The organism is Amycolatopsis antarctica (genome assembly GCF_002262875.1).
In the GTDB taxonomy this organism is placed as follows: domain Bacteria; phylum Actinomycetota; class Actinomycetes; order Mycobacteriales; family Pseudonocardiaceae; genus Amycolatopsis; species Amycolatopsis antarctica.
In genome coordinates this window covers 65,381-90,962 of record NZ_NKYE01000008.1, presented here as the reverse complement: position 1 = coordinate 90,962, position 25,582 = coordinate 65,381, and the positions used below count along the sequence as shown (strand labels likewise).

24 protein-coding genes are annotated in these 25,582 nt (G+C 69.7%); 14 read left to right on the top strand and 10 right to left on the bottom strand.

Annotated elements, in window-relative coordinates:
- The first annotated feature begins 42 nt into the window (after nucleotides 1-42).
- Complete coding sequence (locus CFN78_RS14955; protein ID WP_094863405.1) at nucleotides 43-558, top strand: metallophosphoesterase family protein; 516 nt, start codon at nucleotides 43-45, stop codon at nucleotides 556-558.
- Between the two features lie 11 nt (nucleotides 559-569).
- On the opposite strand, the gene crcB is transcribed toward CFN78_RS14955, so the two are convergent.
- The 3 genes from crcB to CFN78_RS14940 form a co-directional block, all read right to left on the bottom strand.
- A complete protein-coding gene (crcB, locus tag CFN78_RS14950) occupies nucleotides 570-947 on the bottom strand; it encodes a fluoride efflux transporter CrcB (RefSeq protein WP_094863404.1) in 378 nt (125 codons plus the stop codon).
- Nucleotides 944-1,324, bottom strand: coding sequence for a fluoride efflux transporter FluC (locus CFN78_RS14945; protein WP_205660531.1), 381 nt, complete (start codon nucleotides 1,322-1,324; stop codon nucleotides 944-946). Before CFN78_RS14945 ends, crcB begins: the two co-directional genes overlap by 4 nt.
- Nucleotides 1,325-1,761: 437 nt before the next feature.
- Nucleotides 1,762-2,139: a glyoxalase superfamily protein gene (locus CFN78_RS14940; RefSeq protein ID WP_094863402.1), complete on the bottom strand. Its 378-nt coding sequence runs from the start codon at nucleotides 2,137-2,139 to the stop codon at nucleotides 1,762-1,764.
- Between the two features lie 176 nt (nucleotides 2,140-2,315).
- On the opposite strand from CFN78_RS14940, the gene CFN78_RS14935 reads away from it, so the two are divergent.
- Nucleotides 2,316-3,713: an SDR family oxidoreductase gene (locus CFN78_RS14935; protein WP_240519462.1), complete on the top strand. Its 1,398-nt coding sequence runs from the start codon at nucleotides 2,316-2,318 to the stop codon at nucleotides 3,711-3,713.
- A gap of 362 nt (nucleotides 3,714-4,075) precedes the next feature.
- On the opposite strand, the gene CFN78_RS14930 is transcribed toward CFN78_RS14935, so the two are convergent.
- Together CFN78_RS14930 and CFN78_RS14925 are read right to left on the bottom strand one after the other, a co-directional pair.
- Nucleotides 4,076-5,179, bottom strand: a complete 1,104-nt coding sequence (locus CFN78_RS14930) for an HNH endonuclease signature motif containing protein (RefSeq protein ID WP_094863400.1) — start codon at nucleotides 5,177-5,179, stop codon at nucleotides 4,076-4,078.
- Between the two features lie 812 nt (nucleotides 5,180-5,991).
- A complete protein-coding gene (locus CFN78_RS14925; protein WP_240519460.1) occupies nucleotides 5,992-7,797 on the bottom strand; it encodes a sigma-54-dependent Fis family transcriptional regulator in 1,806 nt (601 codons plus the stop codon).
- A 204-nt stretch (nucleotides 7,798-8,001) separates the two neighbouring features.
- On the opposite strand from CFN78_RS14925, the gene CFN78_RS14920 reads away from it, so the two are divergent.
- From CFN78_RS14920 to groL, 8 genes are all read left to right on the top strand, one after another.
- On the top strand, nucleotides 8,002-8,250 hold the full coding sequence (locus CFN78_RS14920; RefSeq protein WP_094863589.1) for a hypothetical protein: 249 nt from the start codon (nucleotides 8,002-8,004) through the stop codon (nucleotides 8,248-8,250).
- 198 nt (nucleotides 8,251-8,448) lie between these two features.
- Entirely contained in the window at nucleotides 8,449-10,098 is a 1,650-nt protein-coding gene (locus CFN78_RS14915) for a ferritin family protein (RefSeq protein ID WP_094863399.1), read from the top strand.
- 69 nt (nucleotides 10,099-10,167) lie between these two features.
- Nucleotides 10,168-11,226, top strand: a complete 1,059-nt coding sequence (locus CFN78_RS14910) for an FAD-binding oxidoreductase (RefSeq protein WP_094863398.1) — start codon at nucleotides 10,168-10,170, stop codon at nucleotides 11,224-11,226.
- Nucleotides 11,227-11,290: 64 nt separating this feature from the next.
- Nucleotides 11,291-12,460 carry a ferritin family protein gene (locus CFN78_RS14905; RefSeq protein ID WP_094863397.1) on the top strand — a complete coding sequence of 390 codons (1,170 nt, stop codon included), beginning with the start codon at nucleotides 11,291-11,293 and terminating at the stop codon, nucleotides 12,458-12,460.
- A complete protein-coding gene (mimD, locus tag CFN78_RS14900; RefSeq protein WP_094863396.1) occupies nucleotides 12,457-12,825 on the top strand; it encodes a propane 2-monooxygenase effector subunit MimD in 369 nt (122 codons plus the stop codon). The genes CFN78_RS14905 and mimD overlap by 4 nt, the downstream gene beginning before the upstream one ends.
- Nucleotides 12,826-12,898: 73 nt before the next feature.
- Nucleotides 12,899-13,948 (top strand): amidohydrolase family protein, encoded by a 1,050-nt coding sequence (locus tag CFN78_RS14895; RefSeq protein ID WP_094863395.1) that lies wholly within the window; start codon nucleotides 12,899-12,901, stop codon nucleotides 13,946-13,948.
- A complete protein-coding gene (locus tag CFN78_RS14890) occupies nucleotides 13,945-14,679 on the top strand; it encodes a metal-sulfur cluster assembly factor (protein WP_240519459.1) in 735 nt (244 codons plus the stop codon). The genes CFN78_RS14895 and CFN78_RS14890 overlap by 4 nt, the downstream gene beginning before the upstream one ends.
- 226 nt (nucleotides 14,680-14,905) lie before the next feature.
- Complete coding sequence (gene groL / locus CFN78_RS14885; RefSeq protein ID WP_094863394.1) at nucleotides 14,906-16,594, top strand: chaperonin GroEL; 1,689 nt, start codon at nucleotides 14,906-14,908, stop codon at nucleotides 16,592-16,594.
- A 55-nt stretch (nucleotides 16,595-16,649) separates the two neighbouring features.
- On the opposite strand, the gene CFN78_RS14880 is transcribed toward groL, so the two are convergent.
- The gene (locus CFN78_RS14880) at nucleotides 16,650-17,270 is read right to left on the bottom strand and encodes a YigZ family protein (RefSeq protein WP_094863393.1); all 621 of its coding nucleotides are present in this window, start codon (nucleotides 17,268-17,270) and stop codon (nucleotides 16,650-16,652) included.
- A 228-nt stretch (nucleotides 17,271-17,498) separates the two neighbouring features.
- On the opposite strand from CFN78_RS14880, the gene CFN78_RS14875 reads away from it, so the two are divergent.
- Nucleotides 17,499-19,112, top strand: a complete 1,614-nt coding sequence (locus tag CFN78_RS14875) for an amidohydrolase (RefSeq protein ID WP_094863392.1) — start codon at nucleotides 17,499-17,501, stop codon at nucleotides 19,110-19,112.
- A 75-nt stretch (nucleotides 19,113-19,187) separates the two neighbouring features.
- On the opposite strand, the gene CFN78_RS14870 is transcribed toward CFN78_RS14875, so the two are convergent.
- Nucleotides 19,188-19,469: a hypothetical protein gene (locus CFN78_RS14870; RefSeq protein WP_094863391.1), complete on the bottom strand. Its 282-nt coding sequence runs from the start codon at nucleotides 19,467-19,469 to the stop codon at nucleotides 19,188-19,190.
- Between the two features lie 581 nt (nucleotides 19,470-20,050).
- Between CFN78_RS14870 and CFN78_RS14865 the strand changes: the two genes are divergently transcribed.
- Both CFN78_RS14865 and CFN78_RS14860 read left to right on the top strand, forming a co-directional pair.
- Entirely contained in the window at nucleotides 20,051-20,740 is a 690-nt protein-coding gene (locus CFN78_RS14865) for a hypothetical protein (RefSeq protein ID WP_094863390.1), read from the top strand.
- Between the two features lie 9 nt (nucleotides 20,741-20,749).
- Nucleotides 20,750-22,975 carry a bifunctional polysaccharide deacetylase/glycosyltransferase family 2 protein gene (locus tag CFN78_RS14860; protein WP_094863389.1) on the top strand — a complete coding sequence of 742 codons (2,226 nt, stop codon included), beginning with the start codon at nucleotides 20,750-20,752 and terminating at the stop codon, nucleotides 22,973-22,975.
- Nucleotides 22,976-22,984: 9 nt separating this feature from the next.
- Here the strand turns inward: CFN78_RS14860 and CFN78_RS14855 are convergent, their stop codons facing one another.
- The 3 genes from CFN78_RS14855 to CFN78_RS14845 all read right to left on the bottom strand — a co-directional run bounded on the left by CFN78_RS14855 (nucleotide 22,985) and on the right by CFN78_RS14845 (nucleotide 24,761).
- Entirely contained in the window at nucleotides 22,985-23,410 is a 426-nt protein-coding gene (locus tag CFN78_RS14855) for a hypothetical protein (RefSeq protein WP_094863388.1), read from the bottom strand.
- A 57-nt stretch (nucleotides 23,411-23,467) separates the two neighbouring features.
- Nucleotides 23,468-24,088, bottom strand: coding sequence for an L-threonylcarbamoyladenylate synthase (locus tag CFN78_RS14850; protein WP_094863387.1), 621 nt, complete (start codon nucleotides 24,086-24,088; stop codon nucleotides 23,468-23,470).
- A gap of 76 nt (nucleotides 24,089-24,164) precedes the next feature.
- Nucleotides 24,165-24,761: a class I SAM-dependent methyltransferase gene (locus CFN78_RS14845; RefSeq protein WP_094863386.1), complete on the bottom strand. Its 597-nt coding sequence runs from the start codon at nucleotides 24,759-24,761 to the stop codon at nucleotides 24,165-24,167.
- Nucleotides 24,762-24,923: 162 nt separating this feature from the next.
- Here CFN78_RS14845 and CFN78_RS14840 point away from each other — a divergent pair, with 162 nt between their 5' ends.
- A complete protein-coding gene (locus CFN78_RS14840; protein WP_094863385.1) occupies nucleotides 24,924-25,577 on the top strand; it encodes a thiaminase II/PqqC family protein in 654 nt (217 codons plus the stop codon).
- The last annotated feature ends 5 nt before the right edge of the window (nucleotides 25,578-25,582 follow it).

The window sequence follows — 25,582 nt, the reverse complement described above, 5'->3', positions numbered from 1 at the left end:
GCTTTCCGGCACCGGGAACCGACTCGACGGGGGACGCGAATCGTGCGCCTGCTCATCATCGCCGACACCCATCTGCCGGTGCGCGCACGAAGGTTGCCCGAGGAGGTCTGGCAGGAGGCGGGTCGCGCGGACGTGGTGATCCACGCGGGGGACTGGGTGGACCTGGCGACCCTCGACGCCCTCCAGGAACACTCGCGCAGGCTCGTCGGCGTGTACGGCAACAACGACGGCCCGGCCCTGCGGGCGCGGCTGCCGGAGGTCGCGCGGGTGGATCTCGGCGGCGTGCGGCTGGCGGTGGTGCACGAGACGGGCGCGGCGTCCGGCCGCGAAGCCAGGTGCGACCGGATGATCGACGACGCCGATGTGCTCGTGTTCGGGCACAGTCACATCCCGTGGGACAGCGTCACCGGCGCGGGTATGCGACTGCTCAATCCGGGGTCGCCGACCGATCGAAGGCGCCAGCCGCACCACACCTACCTGACCGCGCGCATCGCCGACGGCGGGCTGGGTGAGGTGGAACTGCACCGGCTTCCGCCGCGCGCACACCGCTCCCGCTGATCGCCGCCGGGTCACCCGAGCAGCGCGGAGGCGCCGCCGAGGCCGGCGTAGGTCGCGGCGAGCCCGGCCACGACCGTGCCGCTGACGTTGGCGAGTGCCAGCCCCCGCGCGCCGGACTCGGCCAGCCGCAGGGTCTCGAAGGAGAAGGTCGAGTACGTCGTCAGCGCGCCGCACAGTCCGGTGCCGAGGAAAGCCTGCCAGCCGGGGCCCGCCGCACCGGCCAGCGTGGCACCGGTGAGCATGCCCAGTACCAGGCTGCCCGCGACGTTAGCGGCGAAGGTGCCCCACGGGAAGCGGCCGCTGTACCGCGCGCCGACGGCGCGGTCCACCAGGTAACGCAGTGGCGCGCCGATGGCGGCGCCGGCCGCGACGAGGAGCGCACCCGTCATCGTGTGCGCCCGCCGAGCACGGCCCGGGTGCCCTTGGCAGCGCAGACGACGGCGGCCATGGCGGACAGGGCCGTCAGCGCGAGGTAGCCGATGGCCTGGCCGGGCCTGCCCTCGGCGACGAGTCCCACGATGTCGCCGCAGTACGCGGAGAACGTGGTGTAGCCGCCGAGCAGTCCGGTCGCGGCGAACGGCCGCAGCAGCGGGTGGGCCGTCCGATACTCGGTGATCACGACCAGGAACGCCCCGATCGCGAGGCATCCGGAGGCATTGACGATCACGGTTGCCCAGGGAAACGTGCCGGGAGCGGACGGCCAGGCGAGGGTGATCGCGTAGCGGGCGAGGGCACCGAGAACCCCGCCGACGGAGACCGCGGCCAGGGTGGCCGGGAGGCCGGTCGGGGTGCCGGAACCGTCGGTGGCGATGATCGTCTCCTGGGCGTGCCGCTGCGGCTCCCGGAACGTCCGGGAGCGATGTCACCGCAGGGACCGTTGGCGGCGCGTAGGCCGCGGTTCGGGTACGGCGAGTCCCACCACCGTGTCCGGCCGAGTGTAGTCACCGGCCGCGGCGGACCGCCACCGATCCAATGGTCCACTGTGGACTGGGCGGCTGTGGACCGGACGGGAGTTTTCCGGCGCTGGACCCCGGCGGAGTCAGGCAGCCCGGCGGGCGGGACCACGGTCCGCTCACGATCGCCGCCGATGGCCCGGCTCCGCTGGCCGGCGTGGTTCGACCGGCGATGGTGGCTCACCCTGCCGGGCGGAGGCGCTGATGCCGCGGGCGGAGGCGGCGTTCGCTCGCGCGCCCTGCCCGGTGGTCATGTGTAGTCGCGGGCGGGCAGTTGCTGCAACACCCAGGTGTTGCCGTCCGGGTCCGCGAAAGTCACGAACGAGCCCCACGGCTGCTCGTCGATCTCGCTCGCCTCGACGCCCTTCGCCAGCAATCGCGCGCGGGCGGCGGCGACATCGGAGACCACCATCTGCAGCCCCTGCTGTGCACCCGGGGGCATCTCGGTGATGCCGGTGCCGAGCACGATCGAGCAGGCCGATCCCGGGGGTGTGAGCTGAACGAAGCGCAGGGTGTCGTGCACCTGGTGATCGTGGTCGGCGACGAAGCCCACCTGGTCGACGTAGAAGGCCTTGGCGCGATCGACATCGGTGACGGGGATGGCGACGAGTTCGATTTTCCAGTCCATGCGCCGACACTAGGGCCGGGGTACGACAGATTCCGTTCCCCGAGCGCGGGGTTCGCCGCGCGGGCCGGTCGTGCCGAGCGGAGGGGGCGCGCACACCGCAGACTGGCAGCGTGCGGCGGCGAGCGGGCCGCGATGGTCCGGCGGCCCCGCCTGCCGGCGCGGACGGGAGACGAATGATGACACGTTGCCTGGTGGTGGGTGCGGGAGGTTATGTCGGCACCGCGCTGGTGGAGCGCCTGGCCGGCGACGGGCATGAGGTGCGGGCGATGGCGCGCGGCGCCCGGCCGTCGTTCCGGCCGCCCGCCGGTGTGGAGACGGTGGTCGGGGACGCGACCGATGAGGGTGACGTGCGGCGTGCGCTCCGCGGGGTCGAGGTCGTCTACTACCTCGTGCATTCGCTGTCCCGTCAGGATTTCGCGTCGATCGATCGGGAGGCGGCGGAGATTCTCGTCCGGGAGTGCGCGAGCGCCGGTGTCCGGCAGATCGTCTACCTGGGCGGTGCGAGACCGCACGACGGGAGGGACGTCTCCGAGCATCTCGGGTCGCGGGCCGAGGTGGGCGACATCCTGACCGGTGGCGGCACCCCGGCACTGGTGCTGCAGGCGTCGATGATCATCGGTGCCGGGTCGGCGAGTTTCGAGTTGCTGCGCACCTTCACCCGGTTGTCGCCACTGGTGCCGCGTCCGGGGTGGATGTCCCGGCGTAGCAGGCCGATCGCGGTGGACGACGTTCTGCATTATCTGGTCACGGCTGCCGGCATGCCGGCCCCGGTGAACGGGGTGTTCGATCTGAACGGCCCGGAGTCGCTGAGCTATCTCGAACTCGTCCAGCGGTGCGCGCGGACTCTTGGTCTGCCCTGGCGGTTACCGGTGCCCGTGCCGGTGTGGTCGCACGAACTCTCGGCGGTACTGGCGGGGCTGGTGACCTCGGTGCCGGGGGTGGTGGCGCGTCCGTTGTTCCGTTCGCTCGAACATGATCTGGACACGGCGGAACATGGCATCGCCCGGCACATCGCCGATCCGCCGGGTGGGTTGTCGAGCGTGGACCGGGCGATCGCCCGCTGTGCGGAGCCCAGGCCGGTGCCGGTACGTGCCGGCACCGCCGCACCGTATGTGGACGCACGGTCGGTGGACTCCGCGGCGGCCCCGGCATCGCTGTGGCGGGTCATCGCCGGGGTCGGTGGGGACAACGGCTGGTACACCCTGCCGCTGGTGTGGACCTTGCGGGGTGCGCTGGACCACGCGCTCGGTGGCATCGGGCTGTACCGAGGCCGTCCGGCGGAGGTCTCGCCCGGGGACGCCGTCGATTTCTGGACGGTGCGCGAGTGTGATCCGGTGGCTCGCAGGCTGGTTCTGCGCGCGGACATGCGGATGCCGGGGGTGACGACCCTGACGATGCGTGCCGTGCCTTCCGGTGACGGCGGTAGCCGGTACGAGCAGACGGTGCGGTTCCGTCCTCGGGGGGTGGCGGGGCGGTTGTACTGGCTGCTGCAGAAGCCGGCCCATGACCTGGTGTTCTCGGTCATGGCCCGGAATCTGGTGCGGGAGGCGGAACGGCCCGCACCGGTGGGCTGATCGCGAATCCCCGCGACCATCCATTGTGGATGGATGTCTGGGGTGGAACGATGGCCGCGGGGTCCGGCGTCGGGTTTGCCGTTGGTGGGCCGGTCGGTGTCGTTGCGGGCGGAGTTGCGGCAATTGTGAGGTCCGTTGGCCTGTTGCTGGTTCTGCTGCCGGGGCCTTGGCCGACGCGGCGGGGTTCGGGTTTCGGTGGTTGGCGGCTTTCGGCTGCGGGGGGTCGCCAGGGTGAGCGTCGCCGGGCGGTTCGCGGATCGCCGTCCGGCACCGATACTGGTCGGGTCGCGGTGCCTGCTGATGGCCGGCCCGCGTTCACCGGGTCTGTGAGGTCGCTGCCGTCCGGTTGTCGCTCGGGCTGTTCAGAACGGTGGAGCGGAATGGAGGGGTTCCGGTCGGCTCTGGTGGTGTGTCCCGGTGGGGGTCCTGACGTGCAGGGTGCCGGTGTCGTCCTGCCGGAAGTGCCAGCCGGGAACAACCTTGAGGCGGTGGTGTCGTCGGCAGAGTCCGGTCAGGTTCGCGGCGCTGGTTTTGCCCCCTCGTGCCCAGTCGTCTGTGTGGTCGATGTCGGATGCGTGGGATGGCCGGTGGCAACCCGGCATCCGGCATTCCCGGTCGCGTACCTTCACCCACTCGGCCAGTGCGGCGGGTGGCCGGTAGCGGCTGCGTCCGAGGTCGAGCACGGTTCCGGTGACTGGGTCGGTGACGACCTTGCGTAGCACCGAGTCCGGGCGGGTGGCGAGGTGGCGGGCCAGCCAGGCCGGTACCGGCCCGTGACCGGACAGCTCGGCGGGATGGTCGTCGGCCCCGGCCAGGGTGGTGGCGGCGACGTGCACGAACACTTCGGTACGTGTCTCGGCGGTGCGGTGACCGAGGCACAGTTCGGCGAACACGTCGGCGCGTAGTTGTTCCAGGGTGCGGGTTTCGCCCCCACCGCGCAGGGTTTTCGCGATCCGGTCCACGCGCCCGTAGATCGCCGTGGCGGTCTCGGCAGGCAGATCGGCGATCAGGGTGCTCATGGCGTCGTCCTGGTGCACCAACTGCACGCTGCGTTCCAGACGCCGCTTCCGCCCCCGCTCAGCATGCCCGTCCGGATCGATCACAGCGACCTGCCGCACGGCGGCGCGGCGAATGCTGGACGGATTCCGCCCGTCGAGCCGACCCACCATCGCCGCGTCCACGGCAGCGGCCTGCTCGTCCGACAACGGATTCGTCGCATCCACGATCTTGGATGCCTTGTACGCATCGATGGTGCCGGTGTCCAGAGCAGCCAACGTCGCGGGCAGCCGAGAAGTCAACGCCTGCGCCATCGCCACCATCCGCTGTGCACGGTGCTCGGTGGTGGCCAGGGTCAACGCGACCTCCGCCGCCACCCCGCGCGACTCCTCCGACAACGCCGCGAACCGAGCCACCGCCCGCACCTGCACAGCCTCGGCACGCGATCGGGCGACCTCGGCATCGCGCATCACCCGAAGAAGCCCACGCGCCGACAACGAAGACAGTCGAACACCGGCCAGACCCCCGTGATCAACCCGCACCGTTTCCCGCGAATCCATATCAAGAATCGCAGCCAACCGAACCTCAACAGATCCCCCACTGATCATGAACCCATTCTACCGACACCGCCGAACAATTCCAATCACACCATCGAGCACTCGCACATACGAATGTGCCATTCGTGCGGACTTTGATGTTCGAGCGATGCGGGATGCCATGGTAACCGTTCTATAGGCGGTGACGATCGCGGAACAATGGTGGTACGGGCCGTCGGCGACGGCAATACTCCTCTCCGGAAGGCGACACCGAACCCGCGCCACAGTGCGGCGAGACCGCATGCCGGACAGGTACCACGATGCCCCTATGTGACGTAGCGGAGCGCATCCGCGCCCATACAGCCAGACGCCACACCCCCGTCCGAACAGGAGCCAGACAGCATTGCCACCCAGAGCCACGCGCGGACGTCCAAAGTTGCTAAAAGAAAACCGCAAGCCACAACAAGGGAACGGCACCAAGTGAGACACGCCAAGCAAACGCGACAACCAACCCGCGCCGAAGAATACGGAACCGAGAAACCCGTCCCGTGGGGAACTGTCGCTGGTGACCAGCAACGGCGAACGCCCCGAGGAGCGACAGTTTCACACGGCCCGCCGAAGGCGTGCCCGAAACCCGAGAACACCCCGATGATATGAACCCTTCACCGAGCCACAGCGACAAGCGGCCCGCCCGAAGCCCAGGCGCCTCCTCGGGTGGGGCCGGAGGCACCCGCGTGAATCTGATCTCAGTGGTGGGGGAGCACGATTCCGTAGTCGTGGATCTTGCGGTAGATCGTCGCCCTGGACATGCCGAGCGCGGTGGCAGCGCGCACCTTGTTACCGCCGCTGTCGAGCAGGCCGCGCACGATGGCGTCGCGCTCCATCGCCTCCAGTGGCGTCAGCGCACGCCGGTTCACCGTGTGGTACTCGGCAGGCAGATCGTGGGCCTGGATCGAACCGGTACGACGACGCCGCCGCACCACCCGCTTGAGTACCTGAAAAAGCTGCTCGACGTTGCCCGGCCAATCGGACCGCAGGAGCAACTGCATCGCATCCTGGGAGCACATCAGCGCCCCTCCGCTGCTGAGCCTGGACAGGAGGAACGGCACGAGTTCGCGCAGATCCTCGACGTGGTGGCGCAACGGCGGGATCTCCACCGTGCAGGGGAACAGTTCGCACAGGTCGGCGAGTCCCGGACTGGGCCGTTCGGGTTGCACCTGGGTCACCGCGACCCAGGGCAGATCGGTGCCGTGCCGGGAACGAGCCTCCCGCAGCACCGACGTCAGGGCTTCGAGACTCGGCTCGTCCAGCCTGTCCACCCGGCGGACGACGAGCGCGCCCGCGGGGTGCTCGGTCAACTCCGAACGCACCGTGGAGATCCAGTCCGGGCCGTCCGCGTCCGCGGCGTCGACGATCCTGAGCCTGCCCGCAGCGTTATACCGGTGGTGCACCGCTTTCGCCAGCGCCAGTTTCCCCGCCCCCGGCTCACCGCCGAGCACCAGCCACTCGCCGGCACGATAGGCGCGGTCGACCTCGTGACAGGCGCGGATCCACAGCGCGCCCGCACCGACGATGCCGGGCAGGAACATGCGCAGCAACTGGGTGGTGCCCGCGGACTGTCCGGGCTCGATGGGGCTGACGTGCACGATCCCGCCCGCGTCCCGGTCGCTGTCACGCACCGGCCGGCAGGCCATCCGGACGGTGCGCCCGGTCGGCAGGTCCACCAGCACCGGGGCGCGGCGCCGTCCGGTGAGCACCTCGACGGCGTGCCCGAGCAGGACCGACTGGTCGGCCGGGTCGAGAAGCTGCCTGGCGGCGTGGTTCATGATCACCACATCGTCGTTGACGGCCAGCACCATGCCGTTCGTCCGGCGGCATGCCTGCAGGTAGGCGTGGAACAGTTCGAGTTCGTGCACCCCGCTGTCGAGCAACAGCGCCTGCCGGATCTGGTCGGCCGCGGTCCGGGCAAGGGTGATCAGCAACGGGTCGGCATCACGTCGCCAGCAGGTGAGATCGACGGCACCCACGGTCTTCCCGGTGATGGGGTGCTGGATCGGGGCACCCGCGCAGGCGAGGTTGTCCAGGTATTCGGCGTAGTGCTCGTGCCCGAAGACGTGCATGGGCGCGCCCGCTTCGAGGGCGGTACCGATGCCGTTCGTGCCGACGAACTCCTCCGCGTAGCTGAACCCCGGTGCGAGCCGGATGGTGTCCAGGTGCCGGTTCAGCTCGCCGTCCCCGGTGATGCGGCTGAGTACCACGCCGGACTGGTCGGTGAGGATGACGCTGATCGACTGCCCGTCGAGATGTTCGCTGAGACGGCGCAGGATCGGTTCGGCGCTGCGGGTCAGCGGCAGCCCGGTGTCGAGGTCGCAGACGTAGGGCTGCTGCACGCGGTCGGCCGTGACGTTCCACTGCTGCGAACGCCACCAGGACGCCAGAATGGTGTCCCGTACGTCGTGCGGGTCCACCTGTTCGTCGGTCAGGAATCGCACTCGTGCTCGGGCAAGCCGGCCGTCACCGGCCGGTGCCGCCGCTCGGGGTGTGCCGGTCACCGGTGTGCCCTCCTGACGTCTTCGGCAGGTGTGCGGCGCCGCAGGCGGGTCCAGGACTGCGTCGTCCCTCGATAGTAGTGGGACATGTGCGCTCCGCGTCGTCTCAAAATGAGACCCCGGCTCCGGCGACTCCGCCGTGTCATACGAGTACCGCCGCGCGCCGGTCGGTGGGCGGCCCCGCTCTGCCGACGAAAGGGTGCCGCCATGACCGGAGCCGGCGAAGAGTCCGCGGAGACCTGCAACCCGTGGACCATCGTCAATCTCGTCTTCCATCATCTCGCCGACCGCGGGCTGCATCCGGTTCTCGGTGAGGCGGGCGATCCCGGACCGCCTGCCACGGAACTGTTGCGTGCCTTCGGTATCGAGCCCGTGTTCGAGGGAAACGAACGGGCGCTGCGGGACGACGACGGCAGGCTGGCGGAACTGCGGCAGGCGGTCCTCGGCGATCGGTGAGCCGTTCGAGTCGTATCCGAGGTCGTCTCAAGTTGAGACCCGCGACACATCCGCGCCGATGTGTACTTCACCTGACCAGACGGTCTGTCCCAGACATTCGCGCGATGGTCGCCGACGAGGCGTCGCAGACGCCGGCGCGACCCGGGCAGCAGGCATGAAACGTCAGCGTCGAACCCGAACGACGGGTAAGGAGTGCCAATGAGCCGCCAGAGTGTGGCGAAAGCCCACCAGAAGATCCAGGAACTGTCCTGGGAACCGGCCTACCACGAGCCGGTATCGCAGTACGGTACCGATTACACGTTCCAGAAGGCGAAGAAAAAGGATCCACTGAAGCAGGTTCTCCGCTCCTATTTCCCCATGCAGGAGGAGAAGGACCACCGGGTCTACGGCGCGTCCGACGGCGCCATTCGCGGGAACATGTTCCGCCAGGTCCAGGAGCGCTGGCTGGAATGGCAGAAGCTGTTCCTGAGCATCATCCCGCTGCCGGAGATCTCGGCCGCTCGGGCCATGCCGCTGCTGTTCAACACGGTGCCGAATCCGGAACTGCACAACGGCCAGGCGATCCAGATGATCGACGAGGTCCGGCACTCGACGATCCAGCAGAACCTGAAGCGCCTCTACATGAACAACTACATCGACCCGGCGGGCTTCAACAGCAGCCTCCGCAACTTCCAGAGCGACTACTGCGGCACCATCGGCAGGCAGTTCGCCGAGGGGTTCATCACCGGTGACGCGATCACCGCCGCCAGCATCTACCTGACCATCGTCGCCGAGACGGCGTTCACCAACACCCTGTTCGTCGCGATGCCCGCGGAGGCCGCCGCGAATGGTGACTACCTGCTGCCGACGGTGTTCCACTCGGTGCAGTCCGACGAGTCCCGGCACATCAGCAACGGTTATGCGACACTGCTGATGGCGCTGTCCGACGAGAGCAACCACCAGCTCCTCGAACGGGATCTGCGGTACGCATGGTGGAACAACCACCGCGTCGTCGACGCGGCGATCGGCACCTTCATCGAGTACGGCACGAAGGACCGCCGCAAGGAACGGGACAGCTACGCCGAGATGTGGCGCCGCTGGATCTACGACGACTACTACCGCAGCTATCTGGTCCCGCTGGAGAAGTACGGACTGGTCATTCCGCACGACCTCATTGAGGAGTCCTGGAACCAGATCTGGAACAAGGGCTACGTGCACGAGGTGGCGCAGTTCTTCGCCACCGGCTGGCTCGCCAACTACTGGCGGATCGACCCGATGACCGATACCGACTTCGAATGGTTCGAGTTCAAGTATCCGGGCTGGTACGACCGGTACGGAAAGTGGTGGGAGAACTACAACCGTCTCGCCACGCCGAACGGGCACAATCCGATCGTCTTCGAGGACGTGAACTACGAGTACCCGCACCGTTGCTGGACCTGCATGGTGCCGTGCCTCGTCCGCGAGGACATGGTGATGGCCGAGGTCGACGGGCAGTGGCGCACCTACTGCCACGAGATGTGCCGGTGGACCGACGAGACCGCGTTCCGTCCGACCTACCAGGGCCGGGAGACGCCCAACATGGGCAAGCTGACCGGCGCCCGCGAGTGGGAGACGCTCTATCACGGGTGGAACTGGGCCGATGTCGTGCAGGACATGGGTTTCGTACGGGACGACGGCAAGACCATGGTCGCGCAGCCGCATCTGAACCTGGATCCCTCGAAGATGTGGACGCTCGACCACCTGCGCCGGTGCCCGCCGTTGCAGAGTCCGAACGTGCTGCTCAACGAGATGACGCCGGCCGAGCGCGACGCGTTCGCCGCCCGGTACGTACGCGGCGGGCCCGCCGGACGGGCGCCCGCGGAAGCCTGATCGGACCAGAGCGCGTGGGCGGGGCCGGCGTCGCCGGTCCCGCCCACCCCACCACAGCGTGAGGGAGACATGGCGGACAAGCATGTCGTGCGATTCGAGCCGGTAGGAATCGAGATCGAGGTCGACGAGGACCAGACGATCCTGCGCGCAGCCGCGGAACAGGGCGTCATGCTGATGCACGGGTGCAAGGAGGGGCAGTGCGCCTCCTGCAAGTCCTTCATCCTCGACGGCGAGGACGTCGAGCACGACCGGTATTCCACGTTCGCGCTGCCGGACTACGAGCTGGACGAGGGTTTCACTCTGCTCTGCCGGGCGCATGCCTACGAGGACCTGACCATCGAACTGCTCAACTACGACGAGGAGATGATCAGGTCGGGCCTGCCGATAGTGCGGGCGGTGGCCGAGGTGGTGGCCAACGAACCGGTCACGCATGATCTGCGGCACCTGGTGCTGCGGTTGCTGGAGCCGGACGAGATCAGGTTCTTTCCCGGCCAGTACGTGGACATCGCGGTCCCGGGAACCGAGCACAGCCGGTCGTTCTCGATGGCCAACACGTCCAGCCGGGAGCACGGCACGCTGGAGTTCGTCATCCGGATCTATCCGGGCGGCGCATTCTCCGAGTTCCTCGCCTCGGCGGTCAGCGTGGGCGACCGGCTCGACCTGACGGGTCCGTTCGGGGTTTTCACCCTGCGCGACGCCCCGCAGGCCGATCTCGTCTTCGTCGGTGGTGGCGCGGGAATGGCGCCGATCCTGTCCCTGCTCCGGTCCATGTCCGAGCGCGGGCTCGACCGGAAGGCGACCTACTACTACGGAGCCCGGCGGATGGCGGACCTGTGCTTCGAGAAGGAGTTGCGGTCACTGGAGGAGACCTTGCCCGGCTTCACCTTCGTGCCCGCTCTTTCCGAGCCGGGTGACGACGAGGAGTGGTCCGGTGAGGTCGGGTTGATCACCGACGTGCTGCGCAGGCGGGAGAGCGATCTCGCCGGTGCGGACGCCTACGTCTGCGGCCCGCCGCCGATGGTCGAGGCGGCCGTGGAACTGCTCCCTTCGCTCGGCGTCTCCGACAAGCGCATCTTCTACGACAAGTTCACGACCACCGGTGACCCGTCCGATCCGACCGATCCGTGAGTCCATGTGCCGAGGGCGGCGTTCGTGCCGCGCCCGCCTATCCGAGAGGTGAGGGAAGTACCCGATGACAACCGCAGCAGAACGCAGCGTCCCGAAGCCGGTGTTCACCGACGCGGAGGCGGGCGCCAAGGAGTTCCCCGATTCGCTCGCCCGCCGGTACAACTACTTCGTCCCCAAGAAGCGCAAGCAGACCCACTACGAGGACGTGACCGTCGAGGTCCAGCCCGACCCCCGGCACTACCTGAGCCAGGGCTGGCTCTACGGGTTCGCCGACGGCCGCGGCGGCTACCCGCTGGAGTGGACCGCGCTGAAGGCGTGGGGCTCGGACCGGCCGGTGCCGGAACGGTTCGCCGGCTCCGGCGGGCAGGGCTACGAATGGCCCGCGCATGGCTGGCACGAGTTCCGTGATCCCAACGAGGAATGGGAACTCACCCTCTACCGCTACAACTCCAACGTGGTCCGCCAGCTCACCCAGAACATCGATGCCGCGCGCCAGTCGAAGGCCTTCGAGCAGTGGAACCCGAACTGGGTGCAGTTCGTCGCCCGCAACGTCGGTGCCTGGATGCACGTCGACCACGGTCTGGGGCTGTACCTGTTCGCCAACGCCAACCGCAGGGCGCCCACCAACATGCACAACAACGCGATCTCGGTGAACAGCATGCACCGGATCCGCGCGGCGCAGGACCTCGCGCTGTACAACCTGACGCTGACCGAGGAGATCGAGGGCTTCGAGGGCGACGCGCACGTGGAGGCGTGGAACGAGGATCCGGCGTGGCAGGGGGTCCGCCGGACCGCCGAGCAGCTCACCGGGATCGACGACTGGTGCGAGGCGATCTTCGCCGCCAACATCGTGTTCGAACCACTCGTCGGCGAACTGTTCCGCAGCAACCTGGTGCAGCAGGCGGCACCGGGCAACGGTGACTTCGTCACGCCGACCGTCGTCGGTGCGGGTGAGTACGACTTCGCCGAGCGCGACCTGCGCTACACCAAGGCGATGTTCGAACTCCTGACCAACGACAAGGAGTTCGCCGAGCACAACATCGCACTGATGGGGCAGTGGCTGTCCACCTGGGTGCCCCGGTGCATCTCGGCGGCCAGGACGCTGCAGCCACTGTGGTCGCAGCCGGACGCCAAACCGCCCCGATTCGAGGACGGTCTGGACCGGGCGAAGAACCGTTTCAGCGGCATCCTGGCGGGCCTCGGCCTGCCCAACCCGAAGGAGCTGGCGCAGTGAGCACCTACCGCACGGCGGAAAGCCCGTTCAAGTCCGACAGCACCGCCTCCAACATGTGCGGTGTCACGCTGATGAACAACCAGGTCGGGGTCGTCGTCGCCGAGGTGATGAAGGGCAAGGAGGGGGTTCAGGTCACTCCGCTGCCCTCGATGATCCGGGTGGACGCCGTCCGCCGGATGGAGTTCGACTACGACGAGATCTCCGAGGCGCTCGGCGAGGAGCCGGGGTTCTTCGACGCCGCGGAGTTCGAGGAGAACATGTCCACCCACTACGGCCGGATGATCCACGAGGACGACCGGACGATCATGTTCGCCAATCCGGAGGACGCCGCGGAGGAACTCGGTTTCGACCTCTCGGCGGGCTGACCCTGCCCGCCGCGTGCCGGGTCCGCCGGTGCGCGGCGGGTTCCCGGTTCGCCGACTCCCACAGGAGGGCACCGTGTACGAAAAGAACGGCGAGAAGTACTTCGTGGTGGACAGCCACATGCACTTCTGGAACGCGGCCCCGGACAACTGGGTCGCCGGCGCGGAACAGTACGCCAAGGGCTGGATCGAGTGCTTCCACGCCTACCAGGGGCTCGGGCCGCCGGAGACACACTGGGGGATCGAGAAGTTCCGGAAATACTCCGAGGACGACCTGATGACCGACGTCTTCACCAACGGATACGTGGACGTGGCGGTGTTCCAGCCGACCTACCTCAAGGAGTGGTACCGGGAAGGGTTCAACACCACCGAGCGCAACGCCGAACTGGGGGAGCGGCATCCCGGGAAGTTCGTCGTCAACACCCGGTTCGACCCGCGGGAGGGTGACGCCGGACTGGAAACCCTGCGCCGCGACGTCGAACGGTACGGGGCGATCGGCGTCAAGCTCTACACCGCGGAGTGGCGTAACGGCTCCCGTGGCTGGAAACTCTCCGACCCGGAGACGTACCGGTTCCTGGAGGCCGCGCAGGAGCTCGGCATCCGCAACGTCCATGTCCACAAAGGACCGACGATCTGGCCGCTGGACAAGGACGCCTTCGACGTCTCCGACGTCGATCACGCCGCCACGGACTTCCAGGGACTCAACTTCATCGTCGAGCATGTCGGACTGCCGCGTATCGAGGACTTCTGCTTCATGGCGACCCAGGAGCCGAACGTGTACGCGGGACTCTCCGTGGTCGTCGGCGGCCTCATGCACGCACGGCCCAGGTTCTTCGCGAAGGTGATGGGGGAGCTGCTTTTCTGGGTCGGCGAGGACAAGATGACCTTCGGCAGCGACTACGGGATCTGGGAGCCCCGCTGGCAGATCGAGGGTCTCGTCGACTGGGACTACCCGGGCGAGGAGTACTCGGACTACCCGGCGGTGACGACGGCGACGAAGAAGAAGATCCTCGGATTGAACGCGGCGCGGCTCTACGACATCGAGGTGCCCGCCGAGTGCGCGCTGGACGCCGGGCAGGGCGCCCCGGCTGCGGAGGACGACGCGCAACTGGTGTCGCGGGGATGAGCGTGCCCACGATGACCGGGCGGTCACGTGTGCTCGTCGCGCTGGCCACGGTGCGCGATCCCGAGCTGGACGAGTCCATCGTCCCGCTCGGGTTCGTCGCGTCCTGCGAGGTGTCGGACGACGGGGACGCCACGGTGACCCTGCGCCTGCCGACCTACTTCTGCGCGCCCAACTTCGCCTTCCTGATGGTCGCCGACGCGTACGACGCCGTGTCCGCGCTGGAGGGACTGCGGTGCGTGCGAGTGGAGCTTGAGGACCATTTCGCCGCGGCGATCATCAACGAGGGAGTGGCCGCCCGCGCCGGCTTCGCCGGCTCCTTCGGCGAGGAGGCGGCCGGAGAACTCGACGAGCTGCGTGCGGGATTCCTCCGCAAGGCCGTGCTCGCCGGGACCGAGCAGGTCTGCCGCCCGCTGCTGGCGGAGGGCAGGACGCCCGGCGAACTGGCGGACATGACGCTGGCCGAGATTCCCCCGTCGGCGCGGCTCGACCGGCTGCGCGGACGCCGTGCCGAGCTCGGCCTGCCCGCGGGACCGAGTGCCCCGCTGCTGCTGGACCCGGCGACCGGTACGGCCGTCGCCGCCGAGGGTCTGCCCCTGCATCTGCGCAAGGCCCGGACGGTCCGGGTCGGGATCGAGGCGAACACGGGGATCTGCCGGGGAATGCTCAGGCACAGGTACTCCACGCCCGGCCAGGGGGAGGCGGGTGAGGCGGAGCGCCGGGATCGACAGTGAGACCAGCGAGACCAGCGAGACCAGCGAGACCAGCGAGACCAGCGAGACCAGTCAGACATGCCGTAGCCGACGACCGGGAGGTGGGAGGAGCACGTGCTCGAGTGGCCGCGGGACGTCGCCGATCCCGTACAGCCCGGCGCCCACCACCGTCCCGCCGCGGATCGCCGCGGCGGGGCCGTTCCCGTTTCCGCGACCTGTCCGGCCATCGACGTCTGGAGGACCACCGATGTCCAAGGAACTACGTTTCGGCGCCACGGCACGTGATCTGCTGCTGTCCGGTGTGGACCAGCTCGCCGAGGCGGTGAAGTCGACGCTGGGCCCCAAGGGGCGCAACGTCATCCTGGAGAAGATCACCGGTTCGCCGGTGATCACCAACGACGGGGTGACGATCGCCCGGGAGATCCATCTGAAGAACCAGTTCGAGAACATGGGTGCGCAGCTCGTCAAGGAAGCCGCGATCAAGACCAACGACATCGTCGGCGACGGTACGACGACCGCGACGGTCATCGCGCAGGGGATCGTCCGCGAGGGGATGCGGGCCATCTCGGCGGGCGGGAATCCGGTACTGGTCAAGCGGGGGATCGACCTCGCGGTGAATCGGCTCGTCCGGCAACTGCGCACGGTGGCCCACCCGGTGGAGACGGAGGCCGACTACGCCCGCGTGGCGGCGATCTCCGCGAACGACGACGACGCGGTGGGCGCCGTGATCGCCAAGGCGCTGCACACGGTCGGCGACGGCGGCATCGTCACCGTGGAGGAGGCCCCGGAGCACGGGATGAGCGTGGACTTCGTCGAGGGATTCGAGTTCGACAACGGGTACCTCTCGCCGTACATGGTGACCGACCCGGCGAGCCTGGAGGCGGTGGTCGACGATCCGTACATCCTGTTGTGCAGCGAGAAGATCTCGAAGGTCCAGCAGATCATGCCGATCCTGGACAAGGTCATGCGCGCGCCCCGGCCGCTGGTGATCGTCGCCGAGAGCCTGGAGGGCACGGCTCTGAGCATGCTGGTGCACAACCACGTCAACGGGATCTTCCAGTGTGTCGCGGTGAAGGCCCCCGGTTTCGGTGACCGCAGACTGCACAAGCTGGAGGACATCGCCGCGATGACCGGCGCCGCCGTCTACAGCAGGCATTCCGGTTTCACCCTGGAGACCATGACGATCGACCAGCTCGGCCGGGCGGACCAGGTACGGGTCAACGGTGACCGGACCGCGATCGTCGGCGGCGCGACGGCCGACCAGATCGGCTTCCGGGTCGCGCAGTTGCGTGCCGAACTGGACCGTGCCGCCTTCGGTGTCGACGAGGACGTGCTGACCGAGAGGATCGGTTCGCTGTCCGGCAAGGTCGCGGTGATCAAGGTCGGCGCCCCGACCAACGCCGAACTCAAGGAACTGCAGCACCGGGTCGAGGACGCGCTGTCGGCCACCAGGGCGGCGATGGCGGAGGGCATCGTCGCCGGCGGCGGGGCGGCGCTGATGCACGCCGCGTCCGTTCTGGACGAGCTCGATCACGAGGGCGACTACGGGATCGGCGTCGACATCGTCCGCAAGACCCTGTCCGAGCCCGCCCACCTGATCGCCGCGAACGCCGGGTTCCCGGCGGACGAGGTGGTCGGCCGCTGCGCGGCGATGGGTGTGGACGAAGGGTTCGACGCGCTGAAGGGCCGCTACGGCAACATGATCGACCTCGGCATCGTCGATCCGCTGCGGGTCGCCCGGTCCGCCCTGCAGAACGGCGCCTCGGTGGCCGGGATGCTGCTGACGACGAACACGCTGATCGCGGAGGAGCAGACGCCCTGGGGTGGCAGCGCGGCCCTGATGACGGAGTTCGGCCCACTCGACGAGGGGCTGCACCAGCCGTCCCCCGATTCGAGCACACCGCAGTCGCTCGGGCTGGGACCGTCGGTCGGCTGACCACGGCGTACCCGCCCGGCGGTGCCGGAGCGCCGCACCGCCGGGCGGGATCCGATCAGTCCGGGACGTCGAGGTCGACCGGCTCGCCCTCGACGGCGACCGCCGCACCCGCGGTCTGGCCGGCCAGCCACTCGCGGAACGCCGCCGTGCCCGACTGCGGTACATGCACGGTGAAGGTCGCCTCCCGGGCGTAGTCCACCGTGGCGATCCGGTGACCGGCGGCGTGCAGCGCGTTCCGCAGGCGGCCCGCGTCGGCGTGCCCGACGCCGACACGCAGGCTGGCGAACCGGAGCCGCCGTACGGTACCCACGGTGTCGACGGCCGCGGCCACCGCGCTCCCGTACGCGCGGACGAGTCCGCCCGCGCCCAGTTTCACGCCTCCGAAGTAGCGGGTGACCACCGCGACGATGTCGGTGAGTTCGCGGCGCACCAGTACTTCCAGCATCGGCACACCCGCGGTCCCTGCCGGTTCACCGTCGTCACTGGAACGCTGCGATTCGGCGTGCGAACCGATGCGGAAGGCCGAGCAGTTGTGGTTGGCGGACCGGTGTTCCCTGCGTACGGCGGCGATGAACGCGACCGCGGCGTCCTCGCCGTCGATCCGGCCGAGGTGGCAGAGGAAGCGGGAGCGCTGGAGCTCGATCTCGTGCGTCCCGCCGTTCGCGATCACCCGCATGCCGCACCGCCGATCTCCGAAGCCCGTACCCCGGCAGTATCCGGACCGCGTCCGGGCCCCGCACGACAACCCCACCAAGTGTATAACGTCGTGTACGGCGCCGCTGTAGCGAGTTCCGCACACCGTGCTCGCCGTCCTGGCGGTTAGGGTCCGGACGGAAACCACCGCGCCCGGAGGCGAACAGGATCGCCGGCGGCACGGTGTCCGAGGCGGCGGAGAGGAACCCGGGTGCTCGACCTGCTCATCGAGGACGCGACCGTGCTCACCATGAACCCGCTGCGGCCGGTGGCCCGCCGCATCGGGCTGTGGAACGGGCTGATCGCCGGCGTGGACGAGGAACTCGACGGGCTGCGCGCCGCGCGGACCGTCCGCCTCGGCGGTGCGACCGTGCTGCCGGGATTCGTCGACGCGCACACGCACATGGTGTGGTCGGGGATGAGCCAGGGCGACGGCCTCGACCTCGGCGGCGTCCGTACCCGCGAGGCCGTGCTGGACGCGTTGCGTGCGACGGCCTCGGCGGCGCGGCCGGGTGACTGGGTCGAGGTGACCGGATACGACCAGCGGGCGATCGGCGGGCATCTGACCCGCCGGGAGCTGGACGCCGTCGCCGACGGCCGCAAGCTCTGGCTGCAGCACACGTCCGGGCACGCGTGCGTGGTCGGGACCGAGGTGCTCGATCTGCTCCCGGCGGGGGAACTGGCGGCGCTCGGTGCCGATGTGGACCGCGGAGCCGACGGCGAGCCCACCGGCCTGCTGCTGGAGCGCGGCCAGCTCGCGGTCCGGGGAGCCCGGCTGCCGTATCGCAACGGCGAACTGGTCGACGCCATCGAACGCGCCGGGCGCACCTGCCTGGCGCAGGGCATCACCACCTGCGCCGAGGCTGGCATCGGGGGCGGGCTGATCGGCACGCCCCCGGTCGAGGTCGCCGCGTACCAGAGCGCCAGGGAACAGAACCGGCTCCCGGTACGGATGCAGCTCATGGTCGCGGCGGACGCGCTGCGCGAGGTCGCCGCGCACCCGGAGGACCGGATCGCCCGCGGCCTGGATCTGGGCCTGCGCACCGGTTTCGGCGACCACACCCTCGACATCGGCGCGCTCAAGCTGTGGCTCGACGGCGGGATCATGGCGCGCACCGCGGCGCTGACGGCGCCCTACACGGGCAGCACGGATGCCGGCCAGCTCCAGGACGACCCGGAGGTGCTGCGCCGGACGATCCTCGACGGACACGACGCGGGCTGGCAGCTCGCCGTGCACGCCATCGGTGACCGCGCGCTGGACCTCGCCCTGGACGCGCTCGAACAGGCACGGGCCAGGACCCCCCGAGCCGATCCGCGGCACCGCATCGAACACTGCGGCACGGTGCGCCCCGACCAGATCGCCCGGATCGCCGAGGTCGGCGCGATCGCCGTGATCCAGCCGGAGTTCCTGTGGGACAACGGTGACGACTATTCCGACGTTCTCGGCCCGGACCGCGCTGGCTGGCTCTACCGTGGCCGTTCCCTGCTCGACGCCGGGGTGGAGATCGCGTCGAGTTCCGACCGGCCGGTGGTGGCGGGGGCGCCGCTGCGGGCCGTGCGGTTCATGGTGGAACGCCGTTCCGACAGTGGGCGGGCGGTGGGCGCCACCGAGGCGATCACCGTGACGGAGGCGCTGCGGGCGGCCACCGTCGGCGCGGCGCGTGCCTGCCGCCGGGAGGACGTCTGCGGCTCCGTCGAACGAGGAAAGATGGCCGACCTGACCGTGCTGGACGCGGATCCGAGCAGGACCGCCGTGGACGGGCTTGCCGACATCGGGGTGGTCGCCACCATGGTCGGCGGCGAACTCCGGCACGGGGCGCTCTGACGCCCGGCCCGGACACGGCGGATCCCCGGGCGTCGCGGTGACCGTCCGGGGACCGGCCGTGCCGGAGGAGGCGGGTCAGACCGCGATGGCGGTGCGGCGCAGCGAGATCAGCTCGCCGACGGAGGCGTTGCGGGACTCGATGAGGCGCGCTTCGACGGGGAACTCCGGGACCGCGCCGCAGGTGGTCACCGCCTCGCAGGTGACCGCGGTCGGCGCGGTGCACAGTACGGCGGTGATACCGCCGTCGACATCGGCGATGTAGCCGGCTCGTACGTCGCGGTGCTGCTCGAACCGGCCGATCGCCGCGTTCAGGGTGATGGTCTCGGCGGCGGTGATCACGGCGTTCGCTGTGCGCATCGGCTGCTCCTCGGTGCTGGTGTCCGGTGGCGGTGTGCCCTGAACCGTGCATGTTACGAAGTTGCGGGCCCCTGTCACATCGACATATTTGCTGAGGTCGCCGGAGACCGTCACCGGAGGCTGCGCGGTGTGTCGTTCTCCCGGGGCCGGTTTCGCCGGGCCGGGTGACGGCGCAAAAGACGGACGGCGATCGGACGTATGCGCGGAGTGGGAAGCACGAGTGCAATTCCACGACGGTTCACCACAGGATCGGCTCCGGTCGACAGCGGAGAGTGCGCGCGGCTGTCGTTTCGGTGCGGTGACAACCATTTTCCGGGTAGGCCGACGATGCGATGTGGTGAACGTATTGTGGCGAGAAGCCGGATATACCGCGAATCGCGGCGGACGCGGTGTGACCTGCGCGGCGCTCTCGACGATTTTGTAACGTCGCCGTTGATCGGTTCGAATTAGCAGTCACAGAACGCAAGATCGAGTTCCACGAACAATTGTCGCCCGGCCGAACTGTTCCCCCCGATGGTGTCGCCGGCCCGATTTCTGCGTATGCGGGCCGATTCGTTGTTTCCCGGTGAGAAAGAGACCAGATGTCGAACGAAGAGGTTGCCGACACGAACCGGCGGATGGATGACGGCTCGCGGGGCGGGGACTCGCCCGGGGAACCCGACCTGGTGAGTCCCGTGTTCGTCGACGCGCGCGGGCGCCGGCGGATCTGGGTGCGACTGTCCGGCGGAGCGGCGTCGGTCGGTGCGGCGGCCTTCATCGCGGTCGCCGCCCTCCTGCTGACGCAGGCGCCCGTCCACCTGCTCCCGGACACCGGGGGCGACCGCCCGGAACGGGCGGACGCCGAACCGCGGATCGTGGAGGAGGCGCCCCTGCTCGACCGTGCGCCGGTGCGAGTGCGCGCCGACGAGGTCGTCCCGCCGGAGCGCGAGCCCGCGACCGGTGTTCCGAGCGGGCGGCGGGCACCGGCCGCGGGGGTCCCCGCCGCGGCCGTGCGTGCACCGCAGGCCCAGGTCGCGGCCCTCTCCGGTCCGGCGCCGGCACCGACGCCGCGGGTGGCGGCCATGCTCGCCTCCGTGGTCGCCGCACCGGCGCCGCCGACACCGGCGGCACCCGTCGCCGGCGAGCCTCCCGTCCCGCCTGCCACCCCGATGCCCGCACCGGAACCCGTGCCCGAACCCGAGCCGACCTCCGTCGTGCCGGAGCCGCCCGGCACCGTGGACCCGCCCGCCGAAACGGTCCAGCCCGCCGCCGACCCGGCAGCCACGCCGTAGCGGCCCGCCATGCCCGCCATCCCACGACCGCGCTTCCGGCTTTCCTGGTTCTTCGCGTTCATCGCCACCGTCCTGCTCGGCGTGCTGCTGGTGATCTCCGGACTCGCCGGCGCCGGAATCGTCAACGACGCGCTGGGGCACGAACCGGTGGGAACCGGCAACGTGCCGAGGGCGGTACTCGAGGGTGGAGCGGTCGTCGACGCCGCGCACACCCCGGTGAGTTCGCGCTCCGTGCCGGAGGGCACCATCGCGCTGACCTTCGACGACGGCCCGGACCCCCGCTGGACACCCGAGGTGCTGGCGGTCCTGCGCAAGCACGGGGTGCGGGCCACCTTCTTCGTGGTGGGTTCACGGGCGACCAGCCACCCGGAGCTGATCCGCGCGATCCACCAGTCCGGCTCGGAGCTGGCGCACCACACCTTCACCCACGCCAATCCGGTGGAGATGCCGCTGTGGCAGCTCGATCTCGAACTGGACCAGACGCAGCTCGCCATCTCGGGGGCGGCCGGGGTGACCAGCTACCTGTTCCGGCCGCCGTTCTCGTCGATGGCGGCATCGATCGACGATCTCGGCTACCGCACCGTCCAGGAGGCCGCGGCGCGCGGATACCTGAGCGTGTTCAGTGACACCGACAGCGACGACTGGGGCCGACCCGGCGTGGAGACGATCGTCCGCAACTCCACCCCGCCGGCGGGGGAGGGCGCCATCGTGCTGATGCACGACGCGGGTGGTGACCGTTCGCAGACCGTAGCCGCGCTCGACATCCTCATCCCGTCGCTGAAGCAACAGGGGTACCGCTTCACCACGGTCACCGCGGCGGTCGGGCTGCCGCCCGCCAACCAGCCCGCCCCCGGCGACGACCGGTTCGCGGGCGGCGTCCTGCTGGGGGTCGTCGGGGTGGCGATCGGGGTGGTGACCGTACTGCAGTGGATTCTGCTCGGGGTCGGCATCCTGGTGGTCGCCCGCCTGCTGCTGATGGTGCTCGTCGCACGCAGGCACGCGCGCAGGGTGCCGGGCTGGAGCCTGCTTCCCGCGGTCACCGCACCCGTGTCGGTGATAGTGCCCGCGTTCAACGAGAAGGCCAACATCGAGGTGGCGATCCGCTCCATCGTGGCGAGCACCCATCCGATCGAGGTGATCGTCGTCGACGACGGCTCCACCGACGGCACGGCGGAACTCGTCGAGGCGCTGGACCTGCCAGGAGTTCGCGTCGTCCGGCAGGCGAACGGGGGCAAGGCGGCCGCACTGAACGCCGGTGTCCGGCACGCCCGGCACGACCTGATCGTGATGGTCGACGGCGACACGATCTTCGAATCGGAGACCGTCGGACGGCTGGTGCGGCCCTTCGCCGATCCGGAGGTCGGTGCGGTCGCGGGCAACGTGAAGATCGCCAACCGGGCGACCTTCCTGACTCGCCTGCAGCACATCGAGTACGTGGTGGGATTCAACATCGACCGCCGCGCGCACGACGTGACCGGGTCGATGCCCACGATTCCCGGGGCGGCCGGTGCGTTCCACCGGGCTGCGCTGACCGATGCCGGAGGGGTCAGTCGCGAGACGCTCGCCGAGGACACCGACCTCACCATCGCGATCGGCCGGGCGGGCTGGCGGATGGTCTACGCGGCCGACGCGGTCGCCTGGACCGAGGCGCCCACCTCGGTGCGTCAGCTCCGGCAGCAGCGCTTCCGCTGGACCTACGGCACGATGCAGGCGATCTGGAAGCACCGCCGGGCGATCCTGCAGCGCGGCGCCGCGGGACGGATCGGGCGGTTCGGCCTGCTGCACGTCATCGCCTTCCAGATCCTGCTTCCGGTGACCGCACCGCTGATCGACGTCTTCCTCGTGTACGGCCTGTTCTTCCTGAACCCGGTCACCACCCTGGTGCTGTGGCTGTCGGTGCTGGGAATCCAGACCGCGGGCGCGGCGTACGCGTTCCACCTGGACGGTGAATCGAAGCGGGTGCTGTGGATGATGCCCGCGCAGCAGCTCGTCTACCGGCAGTTGATGTACGTCGTACTTGGACAGTCGCTTGGCGCCGCGGCGTCCGGAATCCGGGTGCGGTGGCAGCAGATGCGGCGCACCGGGGCGCTGGAAGCGATGGCCCGGCGCGCGGACACCACGGTCCAAGATCCGGAGTCCACTGTGGAGTCGAATCTGGTGTCCGATGTGGACTCGCCGGTACCGGCCCCCGCCGCGGGAGTGCCGGGCGATTCGCCCGCCCGCCGAGCCGGGTGACGGCCGGGATCAGCGCCGGCGTCGCAGGCGGGAGCGCAGCGCCCACGTCGCGGTCACCGCCAGGCCGGTGCCCACCGCCGTGCCGAAACCCAGCAGGGCGGCCCCGACGGCCCACAGTCCGCTGCTGTCCTCGGCCGAGGCCCGGATCGACCACGTCACCGTGAACGCGGCGGTCACGGTGATCGCGACCAGCGCCGGCGGCAACAACATCGTGCCGCCGACGCACAGCAGGGCCAGGCAGAGCACACAGGCGGCGATCTGCGGTGCCTCGTAGGGGCCGCTGCTCGCGCCTGTCACCGGGTCGGGCTGGTACGTGGTGTCGGAACCCAGCCACAGCCACCACACCCCCGCCGTCAGCACGGCGAGCACGGCCGTACCCGCGATCGTGCGCCCCACGTGCCTCGCACCCCGGACGGTGCCGCTCGGACGTCCCATGCCCCCGACCGTGCCAGTTCCCCGCCCGGCCGGCAGCGCACGGCGACCGGCGAGAGATCACTCGAAGCGGGCTGGGTCTCCCGCACCGAACCGGACGATCTCGGCCTCACCCTGGGAGAAGTCCACCACGGTGGTCGGTTCCGTGCCGCAGTCGCCGGAGTCGACGACGGCCTCCACCACGTGGTCGAGTTCCTCCTTGATCTCCCAGCCCTGCGTCATCGGCTCCTCCCTGCCGGGCAGCAGCAGCGTGCTGGACAGCATCGGCTCACCGAGTTCGGCGAGCAGCGCCTGGGTGACGACGTGATCGGGGATCCGGACGCCGACCGTCTTCTTCTTCGGATGCATCAGTCTGCGCGGCACCTCCTTCGTCGCAGGCAGGATGAAGGTGTAGCTGCCCGGCGTGGATGCCTTGATGGCGCGGAACACGGCGTTGTTGACGACCACGAACTGGCCGAGCTGCGCGAAGTCCCGGCACATCAGGGTGAAGTGGTGGCGATGATCGAGTCGCCGGATCGTGCGGATCCGGTCGATTCCGTCCCGGTTGCCCAGTTGACAACCCAGCGCGAAACAGGAGTCGGTGGGATAGGCGACGAGACCGTCGGAGCGCACGATGTCGACCACCTGCCCGACCGTGCGCCGTTGCGGGTTGTCCGGATGCACGTCGAAGTACTTCGCCATCCGGCGAGCTTAGAGGTGCCCGTCCGATGGCCGGGACCGCCCGCGGCGCCCGGCGTGGCGGCCCACCGGCCGCGGTTCAGCGCGGCCTGGTCCAGCGCAGCACGTACCGGTAGTAGAGGCCCCGGCGCAGGGTCGCCCCGGGCAGCAACCGGTCCGCGTGCCCACGGATCTCGGCGAGGGACTCCTGCGGTCGCGCCGTGACCAGGCCGGCGTCCCGGCGCTCCCGGTGCAGCACACCGAGCGCCCGCACCCACGGCAGCGCCAGACCGGACAGCACCCAGTCACCCGCGGTCGCGTTGCGGGTGAGTCCCACGACGAACAGCTCGCCGCCCGGCCGGAGCAGGTCACGGGCCCGCGTCAGCGCGGTCGCGGTGTCGAGATGGTGCAGGGTGGCGACGAGGGTGACCAGGTCGTAACGCTCGCCGTCCGGCGGCCACGCCGGGAACGACCCGTGGTGCAGCGTGACCCCGGGCCGGTGCCCCAGCCGTACGCGGGCCCGATCCATCGCCGTCGCGTCGGGTTCCACGCCCACCACGTGCTCGCAGACCTCGGCGAGCCGGGCGGCGAGCAACCCGTCCCCGCAGCCGATGTCCAGCGCGGTCCCGCCCAGTCGCCGAGCCGCGGTCACGATCCGCGGGTGGTAGGCGGTGTTGTGGTTCCAGTAGACGTCCATCGCGGGCAACGATCCCAGGTCGGCGCCCCTGCCGTGCCGGCAACCGCGCCGCCACGAATCCCATCGCCCTGCAAGCACCGGCCAGGGCCTAGGCTGCCTCCGGCGCCGGACACCGGGCCACGCCGATCGACACCATCCACCGAGACGAAGGAGCCGTGGGAGATGACTTCCGCCGGGCGGGAACTGTTGCGGGCCGTGCAGGAAGAACTGGCGCCCCGGGATGACGAGAACCGGCTGGCGCCGCTGATCGCCGCCGGTACCGCTCCGCGGCGGGTGTTCGGTGTCATCGCGGCGGAGGAACTGCACATCGTGCCCAGCGACTGGCGCAGCTTCCACACCCTCGCGGCGCGTTCCGGCGGGCTGGAGGCGCGGCGCTACTTCGGCGGCCTCGCGGGCGGGGAGGACCTGGCCCTGGCGAAACTGCCCGCACTCGCCGCCGAGGCCGGCATGGATGAGGACGACCTGCGCGCCTACGAACCGCAGGCGGGCTGCCAGGCCTACCCGGCCTACTTCGCCTGGCTCGCGCTGAACGGGGACCCCGCCGAGGTCGCCGTCGCCATCACCGCGAACTTCGCCGCCTGGGGCCGTTACTGCGCGGAGATCGCCGGAGGGATGCGCGAGCACTACGGGTTCAGTGAGCAGGCGTGCGGCTTCTTCGACTTCTTCGCCACCCCGCAGCCGGACGACCAGGCCGTCGCCGCCGTGGACGAGGGCCTCGCCGCGGGGACCCTCGACGCCGTGCGTGCCCGCCGTTACGCGCGCCTCTTCCAGAGCTACGAGCTGACCTTCTGGAACACCCTGGCCGAACAGTCCTGACCTCC